We start from the raw sequence: 12,006 nt of genomic DNA, 5'->3' as shown, positions 1-12,006 counted from the left end.
CCTGGGCTGACGGAGACATTACCCTCATGATCCCGGTTTACGGCGCCCCGGAGGGCGTGGATGCGTTGGTGCTGGTGCGTCGGCTGGGCGAGCATGACGGGCCGGTTTTGCATGTGGCGCGCGATGATGCGCGCTTGGCGGCGCTGGCGGAGGAGATCGGGTTTTTCGGGCCTGAGATCGAGGTGATATCGCTGCCGGCCTGGGATTGTCTGCCCTATGACCGGGTTTCACCGAATGGCGGGATTGTCGCGGAGCGGATTTCGGCGTTGAGCCGGTTGCAGGCGGAACCGGGCAAGAAGCGGATTGTGCTGACGACGGTGAACGCCGCCTTGCAGAAGGTGGCGCCGCGCAGCGCGCTGGCGGGGGCGGGGCTGAGCCTGGCCAAGGGCGAGCAGGTTTCGCTGAGCGATGTGGCGAGCTTCCTGGAGGCTGACGGCTATCGGCGCACCGGGATGGTGATGGAGGCCGGCGAGTTCAGCCTGCGCGGCGGCATTCTGGATGTGTTTCCGGCCGGGGCTTCGCAGCCGGTGCGGATCGACATGTTCGGAGACGAGATCGAGAGCCTGCGGCATTTCGATACCGAGACCCAGCGCTCGGGTGAATCGCTGCTGCGGCTGGATTTCCACCCGGCCTCGGAATTGCCGCTGGATAGCGCCTCGGTGGCGCGGTTTCGCACCAATTGGCGGGAGCTGTTTGGGCCGAAGGCGGTGGAGGATGCGCTTTACGTCTCCATCTCTGAGGGGCGGCGCCATCCTGGGGCGGAGCATTATCTGCCGTTGTTTACCGAGGCGATGGAGACGATCTTTGATTATCTCCCGAACGCCTCCGTCAGCCTGGACCATCAGGCCGAGGCGGCGGTGGCGGCGCGGTTTGAGCTGATCGCCGACCATTATGCCGAGCGCCGGCTGCCACCGCGCCCGGGCGAGCCAATTTTCCGGCCGATCCCGCCAGGGATGCTGTATCTTGACCGTGAGGCCTGGGAGGCAGCGCTCGGCAAAGGCCCGTGCTTCGCCTTCTCGCCCTTCACCAAGCCGGATGGCGGGGCGGCGGGCATCGAGATCGGCGGCCGCCCGGCGCCGATTCTCACCGGCCAGCAGGTTCCGGCCTTCGAGGCGCTGGGTGAGCTGAAAACCAAATGGGCGGAGAGCGGGCGGACCATTCTGCTCGCCGCCTGGAGTTTCGGCTCGCGCGAGCGCCTCACGCTGATGCTCAAGGAGCACGGGGTTGGTCCCGTGCGGCCTGTGGTTTCGGCGGACGAGGCCCGCGCTTTGCCGCCGGGGACCATCGCGCTCGCCGTGCTGCCGCTGGAGCGTGGCTTTCTCACGGATCGTCTGGCGGTGGTGGCGGAGCAGGATCTGCTCGGCAGCCGCATCGCCCGCCCGCCAAAGCGCAAGCGCCGGGCGGATCAGTTCATCGCCGATGCGACCGAGATCGAGGCCGGGGATCTGGTGGTGCATCAGGATCACGGCATTGGCCGCTATGAGGGGCTGGAGACCGTCACCGTCAACGGCGCGGCGCATGACTGCCTGAAGCTGATCTATGATGGCGGGGACAAGCTGTTCCTGCCGGTTGAGAATATCGATCTGCTCTCGCGCTTCGGCCAGGAAGGTGACGGTGTCACGCTGGACAAATTGGGTGGGGCCTCCTGGCAGGCGCGCAAGGCGAAGGCGAAGAACCGCATCCAGGATATGGCGGCCGGGCTGATCCGGCTCGCGGCGGAGCGCAAGATGCGCGAGGCGCCGTTGCTGGCCGCCGATGACGGCGCCTTCGCGGAATTCTGTGCGCGTTTCCCTTATACCGAGACCGAGGACCAGGCGAAGGCGATCGCCGATGTGATGGAGGATTTCGCCACCGGCCGGCCGATGGACCGGCTGATCTGCGGCGATGTCGGCTTCGGCAAGACCGAGGTGGCGCTGCGGGCCGCCTTCATCGCGGCGATGGCGGGCTCCCAGGTGGCGGTGGTGGTGCCGACCACGCTGCTGGCGCGCCAGCATTTCCGCTCCTTCTCCGCGCGTTTCGAGGGCTTGCCGATCAAGGTGGCGCAGCTCTCAAGGCTGGTGACGGCCAAGGAAGCGGCGCAGGTGAAAGCCGGGCTGGCTTCGGGCGAGATTTCCATTGTCGTCGGCACCCATGCGGTGATGGCGCAGGGGATTTCCTTCTCGGATCTCGGCCTGCTGATCGTCGATGAGGAGCAGCATTTCGGGGTGAAGCACAAAGAACGGCTGAAGGAGCTGAAGGCCGATGTGCATGTGCTGACGCTGACCGCCACGCCGATCCCGCGCACGCTGCAGCTGGCGCTGACCGGGGTGCGCGACCTATCTCTGATCACCACCCCGCCGGTGGACCGGCTGGCGGTGCGCACTTTCATCATGCCCTTTGATTCACTGGTGATCAAAGAAGCCATCGCCCGCGAGAAATTCCGCGGCGGGCAGATTTTCTGCGTGGTGCCTCGGATCGAGGACCTGGAGCCGATGGCGGCGCGGCTGCGCGAGATCGTGCCGGATCTGCGCACGGTGATGGCGCATGGAAGGCTGGCGCCGACCGAGCTGGAACGGGTGATGACCGAGTTCGGTGAAGGCAAGTACGATGTGCTGCTGGCCACCAACATCGTGGAATCCGGCCTCGACATGCCGGCGGTGAACACGCTGATCATTTACCGGGCGGATATGTTCGGGCTGGCCGGGCTGTATCAGCTGCGCGGCCGCGTCGGGCGTGGCAAGCAGCGTGGCTATGCCTATCTCACCTGGCCGCCGCATCACCGGCTCTCGGCCGCCTCCGAGAAGCGGCTGGAGGTGATGCAGACGCTGGACACGCTGGGGGCGGGCTTCACCCTGGCGTCGCATGACCTGGATCTGCGCGGGGCGGGCAATCTGCTCGGCAATGAGCAATCCGGCCATATCCGCGAGGTCGGTATTGAGCTGTATCAGCAGATGCTGGAGGATGCGGTGAATGATCTGCGCGCCCAGCATAAGGATGCGCAGAAGATCGAGCGGGATTGGACGCCGAACATCAATCTCGGCCTGCCGGTGCTGATCCCGGAAACCTATGTGGCGGATCTGCCGATCCGGCTCGGGCTGTACCGGCGCATTGGCGGGCTTGCCTCGGATGCCGAGAGTGAGGCGCTGGCGGCGGAGCTGGTGGACCGGTTCGGGCCGATCCCGGCGGAGGTGGAAAACCTACTCTCGGTGGTGGCGCTGAAGCGCGCCTGCCGTGAGGCGAATGTGGAGAAGCTGGATGCCGGGCCGAAAGGCATGGTGGTCAGCTTCCGCAAGAATGATTTTTCCAACCCCGCCGGGCTGATCCGCTGGATCGGCACCAAAGGCGGTCTGGTGAAGCTGCGCCCGGACCAGAAGCTGGCGATGGTGCGCGATATGGATGTAACGGCCCGCATGGCCTACGCCCGCGATTTGCTGACCAATCTGGTCAAGCTGGTGAAAACCCCCGAGGCCTGAAATCGCGAAAGTTTTTAGGGGGTTTGGGGGGATTTTTTCAAAAATCCCCCCAAGAGTCTTCGCTTACAGCGTCTTCCAATAGGCGGCCGCACAGCTCACCACGCTCGGCGTATTCGGATGCTCCGCCGCCTGCTTCTGCTGCTCACCCTCGCCGGTGGCGAAGCTCTGGCCAACGGAATTGATGATATTATGCACCGGCCCGTTGGACGTGCCGGTGATGTTCTGGGCCGTCTGGCTGACATTATGCTTCTCCAGCGCCTGACAGACATTGGTGCTGCCGCCGGCGGCCATCGGCACGCCGAAGAAAATCACCAATAAAACCACGATGACCCCGATAATCCCAATCCCTGCTTTCACGTATCATTCTCCTGAATATTTAAGAAGATGCGCCAAGTCTTTGACGCGCCTTAAGCTTCAGGGATTTGGGGAGCAGGGCGGAGGAGGCAATTAAAAATGTTCTGACAATGGTGTTAACCAGGGGCGTTAACCAGGGGGCGTTGGCTGTGTTCAGCGCACCGCCATCTTCGAGAACAGATTGATCACCAGCACGCCCGCCATGATCAGCGCCATGCCAGCCACACCCGGCCAGTCCACCGGCTGGCGGTAATAGAAAAACCCCACCCCGGCGATGAGGATGATGCCGAAGCCGCACCAGAGCGCGTAGGCGTAGCCGAGCGGGATCACCTTCACCACCTGCGAGAGCATGAAGAAGCTGATGCAATAGCCGACCAGCACGAGGACGGATGGCCCCAGCCGGGTAAAACCGGCACAGGCTTTCAGCGCCGAGGTGGCGGTGACCTCAGAGAGGATGGCAATCGTCAGAAAGAGATAGGCCAAGGCTCAGAAATCCGAGCAGCGGCCATTCTTCTCCCAGTCGCCATAACGGGTCGGCTCCGGCCCGGTGGGGCCGCCGATCTCTTTCGGCAGTTTCGGAGCCTCGGGCTTTTTCGGGGGCTGCGCCGCGGGGGCGGGTTTGGTGTCTTCCATGCCCAGTAATTTAGGCGATCCGCCGGGGAAGGGAAGGGTATTGCGGCTACTGGCCGGGTTGCACCCCGGCCTGCATGATCCGCTGCTGATCGAGCTGGCGCCAGGTGGCGTTGGCCGGGGCGCTGGCGAGCGATTGCTTGAACAGCCCCAAGGCTTCCGGGGTGATGGCGCCGGCCTGCTCGCTCAGCGCCTCCGCAAGATAAGCCTCGCCCTGGCTGGCATCCGCGGTGCCGGGCTGCACGCTGGCCAGATGCGCGCGTAGCAGCGCGATCAGCTGGGCCAGCTTCGCCTGCGCCGATTCCTGCTGGGCGAGCCACTTCGCATGCGGCTCGGAGGGCACATTCCAGGTGGCGTCTGGCAGATAGAGCGAGAACGCCCCCAGCGGCAGCGCCAGCGTGGCGACAATCAGCAGCATTTTGGCGCTGCCGCCTTTCGCGGTGGCGGGGAAGGCATCCGCCGCCAGCACCCGGCGTTCGATTTCCAGCCGCGCGCCATCATGCTCGGCACGGCTGATGCGGCCATCGGCCAGGTCGCGCTCAAGCTCGACCAGCTGGGCACGGTGCAGCGCCAGGGCCGCGTCGCGCCGCTCCGGCAGATTGCGCGGGGCGCGCAGGCACAGCAGCAGCGGCAAGGAGAAAGCCAGCGCCAGCAGCGCCATATAGATCAGGATCATTTCAGCAATTCATCCAGCCTGGCCTGCTCGGCCTGGCTCAGCGGGGCGGTGGCGGGCTGGCGGGCGCGCCGGCCGAACCAGACCGCGAAAAAACCCAGAATCAGCGCGATAAAGGGCGAGGCGTAGAGCAGCCAGGTCAGCGGCGAGATCGGCGGTTTCAGCAGCACGAAAATGCCGTAGCGCTGGACCATGTAGTTCATGATCTGCTTGTTCGGCACGCCCTGCACGACCTGCTGGCGGATGATCACCCGCAGCTGATGCGCCAGCTTGGCGGAGGAGGCCTCGATGCTCTCATTCTGGCAGACCAGGCAGCGCAGCTGGTCGCCCACCGCCTCGGCCCGCTTTTCCTGGGCCGGGGTGAGGGTGACGCCGTCGCGCACCACCATATCCTGCCCCAGCGCCAGACCGGGCAGCAGCAGCAAGGCCAGAAGCAGCCGGCGCGCGCTCATGAATATTTCCGGAACAGCGGCATCAGCTGGCTGTCCACCACCTGCTGGGTCAACGCGCCGGGATAGCGCCAGCGCACGATGCCGGTCTTGTCGATGAAATAGGTCTCCGGCACGCCGTAAACCCCCCAGTTGATCGCGGTGAGCCCGGAGGCGTCGGCGGCGATGCGCTGATACGGATTGCCGAACCGGGCCAGATAATCGGCGGTGGCGTCCGGGTGGTCCTGATAGGCGATGCCCCAGATGGTGATGCCGCTGGCCGCGAGCTTCGCCAGCATCGGCGTCTCTTGCTGGCAGGGCAGGCACCAGCTGGCGAACCAGTTGACCAGCATCGGCTTGGCCGGGGCCTCGATATCCGTGTTGGCAAAGCCCTGGGCGCCATCGGTGCCGGGCAGGGTGAAAGCCGGGGGGCGCTTGCCGATCAAGGGTGAGGGCAGGGCGTGCGGGTCGTAATCATCCTGCTTCATGCGGCGCAGGATGGTGTAGAACCCGGCCCCGCCCGCCACCACGACGGCAAGCGGCACCCCGAACAGCAGACGCCGACGCAAAGGCGACATCAGGCCGCCGCCCCTTTCGGCAGGCGCTTGCGGTTGGGCGCGCCGACGCGCAGCCGCCGGTCAGAGAGCGAGCAGAACCCGCCAAGCGCCATGATCAACCCGCCAAACCAGATCAGCGGCGCGCCGGGATGCCAGTTCAGCCGCAGCTCCGCGCCGCCATTCTGCTCATCGGCGAACACCACGTAGATATCCTGCAGCCCGTTGGTGTGGATGGCGGCATCGTTGGTGGTCGTGCCCTGGGCGGTGAAGATGCGCCGCGCCGGATGCAGGGTGAGGAAGGTGTGGCCGCCTTCGCCGATGCTGACATCCGCGACGCGCTGGGAATAATTCGGCCCCGGCGCATCATGAATATCATTTAGCGTCCAGCTGTACCCGCCAAGCTCGGTCGATTGGCCGGGCTTGAGCACGACGACGCTCTGCTGGGCCAGCGTCATACCGGCGATGCCAAGCACGGACACGCCAAAGCCTATATGCCCCAAAGCGGCGCCGATGGCCGCGCGCGGCAGGCTGAACAGCCGCCCCAGCGCCTGGCCCAGCGGGACGCGGAACAGCCGGATGCGGTCCGCGAGGTCGGTCAGCCCGGCCATCACCACCCAGGCCCCGCCCGCCAACCCGAGGGCGGCGATCAGATGCTTGGTCGCGGTGAGGATGATCAGCACCAGCAGCGCGATGCCGCCGGCCAGCCAGAGCCGCTGCAGCACCGGCAGCATGTCCGCGCGTTTCCAGCGCAAAAGCGGCCCCACCCCCATCGCCAGAATGATCGGCCCGGCCAAGGGCAGCACCGTCTGGTTGAAGAACGGCGCGCCGACGGAGAGCTGAATGCCGAACAGCAGATTGGCGAACGGCGGGTAGAGCGTGCCGGTGAACACCACCGCCGCGATCGCGCAGAGGAAGATATTGTTGAGCACCAGCGCGCTCTCCCGGCTGATCGGCGCATAGATGCCGGCCCCGGCCAGAATGGGCGCGCGGATGGCAAAGAGCAACAGCGAACCGCCAATGGTGATGCCGAGCAAAGCCAGGATGAACAGCCCCTGATCAGGTGCCGCCGCGAAGCTGTGCACGGAATTCAGAATGCCCGAGCGCACCAGGAAGGTGCCGGAGAGCGAGAGCGAGAAAGTGGCGATGGCCAGCAGCACCGTCCAGGCCTTCAGCGCCTCGCGCTTTTCCACCACGATGGCGCAATGCAGCAACGCCGTGCCGGTGAGCCAGGGCAGCAGCGCCGCGTTTTCCACCGGGTCCCAGAACCAGTAACCGCCCCAGCCCAGCGTGTAATAGGACCACCAGCTGCCCAGCGTGATGCCGGCGGTGAGGAAACACCAGGAGATCAGCGCCCAGGGGCGCACCCAGCGGCCCCAGGCGGCGTCGATGCGTCCTTCCAGCAGCGCCCCGATGGCAAAGGCGAAGGCGACCGAAAAGCCGACATAGCCGGTATAGAGAACTGGCGGATGGAAGGCCAAGCCGGGGTCTTGCAGGATCGGGTTCATGCCTGCCCCCTCCAGCGGCGGCGGCCAGATGCGGGTGAACGGGTCCGAGACCGACAAGGTGAAGAGCAGGAAACCGCAGGAGACCAGACCCAGCACGCCGAGCACGCGGGCGCGCAAGGTGGCGGGTAGCTGCCGCCCGCCCAGTGCCACGGCGGCACCGCAGAGCGACAGGATCAGGCACCAGAGCAGGATCGAGCCGTCATGATTCCCCCAGACCCCGGTGATGCGATACATCAGCGGCACGATCGAGGAGGAGAAATCCGCGATATTCTCGACCGTGAAATCCGAGACCACGCCGGCCCAGACCAAGGCGAGGAAAGATAAGGCGATGGCGGTGAAATGCAGCAGCGTCAGCAGCGGCGCCGCCGCCAGGGCGCGCGGGTCCTTCAGCGTCGGGCCGATGATGCCGATGATGCCCTGCACGCAGGCCAGCACCACCGCCATCGCCAGGAGAAAATGGCCGAGTTCGGGGATCATGTGCCGCTGCCTTTCACTTTCATGTCGTTCCAGGCGCTGGCATTGGGCGGCGGGCCGAAGCGCGGGTCCCATTCGCCGCTCTTTTTCAGCTCCTCCTCGACATCCTTGGGCATGTAATCGGCGCCGTGCTTGGCCAGCACCTCATCGGCGACGAAAACACCGTGCGGGCCCATGGCGCCGATCGTCACCACCCCCTGGCCCTCGCGGAACAGGTCCGGCAGCACCCCGGTGAAGGTCACGGGCACTGCGGCGCGGCCATCGGTGATGGCGAAGCTGGTGGTCGGCTTGTCGCCGGAGAGGGTGGTCTTCACGCTGCCCATCTCGACGATGCCGCCCAGCCTGAAATTCTGCCCCGGCGCCGGGGCCTTGGCCACCACCTGGCGGGGCGAGAGGAAATAGGTGAGGGAGGAGGAGAAGGCCGCCAAGCTCAACGCCATCGCGCCGCCCAGGCAGACAAGACTGGCCAAGACGAGATAAAGCCGCCGCTTTTTCGGAGCCCGCATGGTTAGAGCTGTTCAGCCTGGGCCAGACGCGCCCGCGCCCGGCGCAGCCGCGCCAGCGTCAGCCAGGCGGCGCCGATCAGGAACAGCACCGTAACCCCATAGGCCCCGTTGATGAAGGGCCAGACATTGATGCTTTGAATTGCGGCCGGGTTCATGGCGTGCGCTCCGCGGCGGCGCGCAGCAGGGCGGTGGTCTTGCGTTCCGAGATCGCCGCCGACATCCGCGCCACCACCATGGTGATGAAAGTAAGATAGAATCCCACCGAGGCGATCAGCAGCGGGTAGAGCATGGTGATATAGATCTTCGAGCCACCGGAGATGGAAATGGTGTTGCCCTGGTGCAGCGTGTTCCACCATTGCACCGAGAACACGATGATCGGCAGGTTGACCGCCCCGGCCAGCGCCAGAATGGCGGCGGCGCGATAGGCATGGGCCTTGTTATCGAAGGCGCGGATCAGCGCGATATGGCCGAGATACAGGAAGAACAGGATCAGCACTGAGGTCAGCCGCGCATCCCAGACCCAGTAGGCCCCCCACATCGGCTTGCCCCAGAGCGAGCCGGACACCAGGCAGACAGCGGTAAATCCCGCCCCCACCGGGCCGATCTCCTCCGCCGCGATATCCGCCAGCGGATGCCGCCAGACCAGCGAGAGGAAGGAGCAGAAAGCCAGCGCCGCATAGCCCGCCATCGCCACCCAGGCGGCGGGAACATGCACATACATGATCCGCGCCGCATCGCCCTGCTGCCAGTCCGCCGGGGCGAACTGATAGCCCCAGACGATGCCGGTGACGGTCAGGATCAATGAAAAAACCGCAAGCCACGGCAAGGTCGGCCGCGCAATGCGCTGAAAGCGCCCAGGATTGGCGAGATAGTGAAACCAGCCGCCGCTGCGGGCGGGGCTGGCCGTCGAGAGGGCGCTTTCCTTCATGTGGAAGTACTTACGACTTGTTCAGGTGAATTTGAAGCGTTGTGAAAATTGGTTACACTCGCGCCCATGCAGTATTGGCTTGTGAAATCTGAACCGGACGCGTTTTCCTGGGCGCAGCAGGTGGAAAACGGCATCGAACCCTGGACCGGGGTGCGCAACCACCTGGCCAAACGGCATCTGAAAGAGATGCGCAAGGGCGATCTCGCCTTCTTCTACCATTCCAATATCGGCCGCGAGATCGTCGGCATCGTGAAAGTCGCGCGCGAGGCCTATCCGGATCCGAGCGCTGAGAGCGGCGACTGGGTCTGTGTCGATATGCAGGCGGTGAAGCCCCTGAAAACCCCCGTCACCCTTGCGGCGATCAAGGCCGACCCCAGATTCCATGATCTGGCTCTGCTGAAATATTCGCGGCTGTCGGTCGCCCCGGTGGGGGCCGAACATTGGGCCATGCTGTGTGAGATGGGAGGGGTGAAATGAGTGCTTACGCGGTTCTGGCCGGTGGCTGTTTCTGGTGCCTGGAAGCGGCCTATGATTCGCTGGCGGGGGTGGGCAAGGTGCAGTCCGGCTATGCCGGCGGGCATGTGGAGCATCCAAGTTACAAGCAGGTCTGCAGCGGCACCACCGGCCATGCCGAGGTGGTGCGGGTGGAATATGATCCTTCGGTGATTTCCTATGAGGATCTGCTGCGGGTGTTTTTCACCATCCACGACCCGACGACGCTGAACCGTCAGGGCAACGATATCGGCACGCAATATCGCTCGGCGATCTATTATGTGGATGCCGCACAGAAGGCCGCAGCGGAGGCGGCGATCGCGGAATTCACCCCGGTCTGGGGCAGGATTGTCACCGAGGTGACGGAGCTTGGCAAATTCTGGCCCGCCGAGGCGGAGCATGAGGATTATTTCGAGCGTAATCCCGGTTCGGGCTATTGCCAGGCGGTGGTGGCGCCGAAGATCGCCAAGCTGCGCAAAAGCTTCCGCGACCGCCTGAAGAAACCAGACTAAGCCGCAAAAAAATTCAGGGGTGGGGAGCAGGAGCCCCCCACCCTTTTGCAATCAGAGCTGCGCCGCGGCGTATTCGTAATTCGCCAGCTTGTTCAGATAATTGGTGATGTAGTCCGGACGGCGGTTGCGGAAGTCCAGATAGTAGGAGTGCTCCCACACATCCAGGCCCAGCAGCACCTTGCCTTCGCCGGTGGCGAGCGGGTTGGAGCCGTTCGGGGTCTTGGTGACCTTCAGCTTGCCGTCGGAGGCCAGCACCAGCCAGGCCCAGCCGGAGCCGAACTGGCCGACACCGGCGGCCTTGAAGGCCTCCTTGAAGGCGTCGACGGAGCCGAAATCCTCGACCAGCTTGGTCTCCAGCTTGCCGGGGATCTTGCCGCCATTCGGCGCCAGATTTTCCCAGAACAGGATATGGTTCCAGTGCTGGCCGGCATTGTTGAAGACCGGCGCCATGTCCGGCTTGTTGTAGGAGAGCTTGACGATCTCTTCCAGGGACTTGCCCTGCAGGTCGGCGTTCTTCTCGACGAAGCCGTTCAGCGCCGTCACATAGGCCTGGTGATGCTTGCCGTGATGCAGCTCCAGGGTTTCCTGGCACATGCCGGCTTCGGCCAGCGCATTGGTGGAATAAGGGAGGGAAGGCAGTTCAAACGCCATTGTGGATTACTCCAATTTGTTTCGCCGCGTCGATTAGCTATGGAGTGATCATGCCTGCGTCAAGCGATGAAAGCCTTTTATCCCGCCTGCGCCGGGCCGATCCGGACCGGCATTTCGCAACCCTCTTTGCCCCGCCTGAGATGCGGGAGAGGCTTTGTCTTTTATATCTTTTCAACCATGAGCTGGCCCGCGCCAGGGAGGTGGCCAGCAATGCGATGCTGGCGCTGATCCGGCTGCAATGGTGGCGGGAGGTAGTGGAGGGCAGTGCCAAGAAACATGAGCTGGCGACACCGCTGCTCGCGGCGGTCGAGGCCGGGCTGCTGCCCCGAGACGGGTTGCTGGCGCTGGTGAGCGCGCGCGAGAGCGATGCGGATGACGAAATCCCGGATCTGCCGGCGTTTCTGGCCTATGCGCGCAACACGGGCGGGCGGCTGGCGCGGGGGGCGGGGCAAGTTCTGGGGCAGGATAGTGCCGCGATCGAGGATCTCGGCACCGCCTATGCGATTTCGGGGATTTTGCGGGCGGCGCCGTTTCTGGCCCGCCAGGAGCGTTCGCTGCTGCCGGCGGATGGCACGCCGGTTGCGCGTCTGCGTCAGGAGGCGCTGGGGCTGCTGGCGGCACGGCCGCCACGGGGGGCGTTCGCGGCCTGGGCGCCGGCGGCCTTTGTAAGGCGGGATCTCGGGCGCGATTATGCGCCGCGCGATATCTGGGACCGGCTGGCGGTGCTGCAGGCGCGGGTACGGGGCGCTGCCTGAAGTTTGCAAAAGTTTTTTGGTGTCGCTTTTTTTCAAAAAAGCGGCGAAAGACGTGGGGAGTTTTGGAAAAAAAGCCCCCACACCCAAAA

At 64.8% G+C, this 12,006-nt stretch carries 15 protein-coding genes; 4 read left to right on the top strand and 11 right to left on the bottom strand.

What is annotated here, in order from left to right; genetic code table 11:
- Positions 1–26 precede the first annotated feature (26 nt).
- Entirely contained in the window at positions 27–3,452 is a 3,426-nt protein-coding gene (gene mfd, locus MXAZACID_RS05345; RefSeq protein WP_008493116.1) for a transcription-repair coupling factor, read from the top strand.
- A gap of 63 nt (positions 3,453–3,515) precedes the next feature.
- Here mfd and MXAZACID_RS05340 read toward each other — a convergent pair whose 3' ends face one another.
- The 10 genes from MXAZACID_RS05340 to ccmC all read right to left on the bottom strand — a co-directional run bounded on the left by MXAZACID_RS05340 (position 3,516) and on the right by ccmC (position 9,507).
- Positions 3,516–3,809, bottom strand: a complete 294-nt coding sequence (locus MXAZACID_RS05340; protein ID WP_008493115.1) for a hypothetical protein — start codon at positions 3,807–3,809, stop codon at positions 3,516–3,518.
- Between the two features lie 150 nt (positions 3,810–3,959).
- Positions 3,960–4,289 (bottom strand): multidrug efflux SMR transporter, encoded by a 330-nt coding sequence (locus MXAZACID_RS05335; protein WP_008493114.1) that lies wholly within the window; start codon positions 4,287–4,289, stop codon positions 3,960–3,962.
- Between the two features lie 3 nt (positions 4,290–4,292).
- On the bottom strand, positions 4,293–4,439 hold the full coding sequence (locus tag MXAZACID_RS18210; protein ID WP_008493113.1) for a DUF1674 domain-containing protein: 147 nt from the start codon (positions 4,437–4,439) through the stop codon (positions 4,293–4,295).
- Between the two features lie 46 nt (positions 4,440–4,485).
- On the bottom strand, positions 4,486–5,112 hold the full coding sequence (gene ccmI, locus MXAZACID_RS05330; protein ID WP_008493111.1) for a c-type cytochrome biogenesis protein CcmI: 627 nt from the start codon (positions 5,110–5,112) through the stop codon (positions 4,486–4,488).
- Positions 5,109–5,561 carry a cytochrome c-type biogenesis protein gene (locus tag MXAZACID_RS05325; protein WP_008493110.1) on the bottom strand — a complete coding sequence of 151 codons (453 nt, stop codon included), beginning with the start codon at positions 5,559–5,561 and terminating at the stop codon, positions 5,109–5,111. Before MXAZACID_RS05325 ends, ccmI begins: the two co-directional genes overlap by 4 nt.
- Positions 5,558–6,115 carry a DsbE family thiol:disulfide interchange protein gene (locus tag MXAZACID_RS05320; RefSeq protein ID WP_008493109.1) on the bottom strand — a complete coding sequence of 186 codons (558 nt, stop codon included), beginning with the start codon at positions 6,113–6,115 and terminating at the stop codon, positions 5,558–5,560. Before MXAZACID_RS05320 ends, MXAZACID_RS05325 begins: the two co-directional genes overlap by 4 nt.
- Positions 6,115–8,076: a heme lyase CcmF/NrfE family subunit gene (locus tag MXAZACID_RS05315; protein WP_008493108.1), complete on the bottom strand. Its 1,962-nt coding sequence runs from the start codon at positions 8,074–8,076 to the stop codon at positions 6,115–6,117. Before MXAZACID_RS05315 ends, MXAZACID_RS05320 begins: the two co-directional genes overlap by 1 nt.
- Positions 8,073–8,579, bottom strand: a complete 507-nt coding sequence (gene ccmE / locus MXAZACID_RS05310) for a cytochrome c maturation protein CcmE (RefSeq protein ID WP_008493107.1) — start codon at positions 8,577–8,579, stop codon at positions 8,073–8,075. The genes MXAZACID_RS05315 and ccmE overlap by 4 nt, the downstream gene beginning before the upstream one ends.
- Positions 8,580–8,581: 2 nt before the next feature.
- The gene (gene ccmD / locus MXAZACID_RS18730; protein WP_144052657.1) at positions 8,582–8,734 is read right to left on the bottom strand and encodes a heme exporter protein CcmD; all 153 of its coding nucleotides are present in this window, start codon (positions 8,732–8,734) and stop codon (positions 8,582–8,584) included.
- Complete coding sequence (gene ccmC, locus MXAZACID_RS05305; RefSeq protein ID WP_008493106.1) at positions 8,731–9,507, bottom strand: heme ABC transporter permease CcmC; 777 nt, start codon at positions 9,505–9,507, stop codon at positions 8,731–8,733. The genes ccmD and ccmC overlap by 4 nt, the downstream gene beginning before the upstream one ends.
- A 66-nt stretch (positions 9,508–9,573) precedes the next feature.
- Here ccmC and MXAZACID_RS05300 point away from each other — a divergent pair, with 66 nt between their 5' ends.
- Positions 9,574–9,984: an EVE domain-containing protein gene (locus MXAZACID_RS05300; RefSeq protein ID WP_008493105.1), complete on the top strand. Its 411-nt coding sequence runs from the start codon at positions 9,574–9,576 to the stop codon at positions 9,982–9,984.
- Positions 9,981–10,511, top strand: a complete 531-nt coding sequence (gene msrA, locus MXAZACID_RS05295; RefSeq protein WP_008493104.1) for a peptide-methionine (S)-S-oxide reductase MsrA — start codon at positions 9,981–9,983, stop codon at positions 10,509–10,511. Before MXAZACID_RS05300 ends, msrA begins: the two co-directional genes overlap by 4 nt.
- Before the next feature lie 51 nt (positions 10,512–10,562).
- Here the strand turns inward: msrA and MXAZACID_RS05290 are convergent, their stop codons facing one another.
- Entirely contained in the window at positions 10,563–11,162 is a 600-nt protein-coding gene (locus tag MXAZACID_RS05290; protein WP_008493102.1) for a superoxide dismutase, read from the bottom strand.
- A gap of 50 nt (positions 11,163–11,212) precedes the next feature.
- Between MXAZACID_RS05290 and MXAZACID_RS05285 the strand changes: the two genes are divergently transcribed.
- Complete coding sequence (locus MXAZACID_RS05285; RefSeq protein ID WP_008493101.1) at positions 11,213–11,917, top strand: squalene/phytoene synthase family protein; 705 nt, start codon at positions 11,213–11,215, stop codon at positions 11,915–11,917.
- The last annotated feature ends 89 nt before the right edge of the window (positions 11,918–12,006 follow it).

It is taken from the genome of Acidocella sp. MX-AZ02, from assembly GCF_000306035.1.
Taxonomy (GTDB): domain Bacteria; phylum Pseudomonadota; class Alphaproteobacteria; order Acetobacterales; family Acetobacteraceae; genus Acidocella; species Acidocella facilis.
Note: the sequence above shows the minus strand (reverse complement) of the source record. Positions and strands in the feature narration are given on the sequence as shown.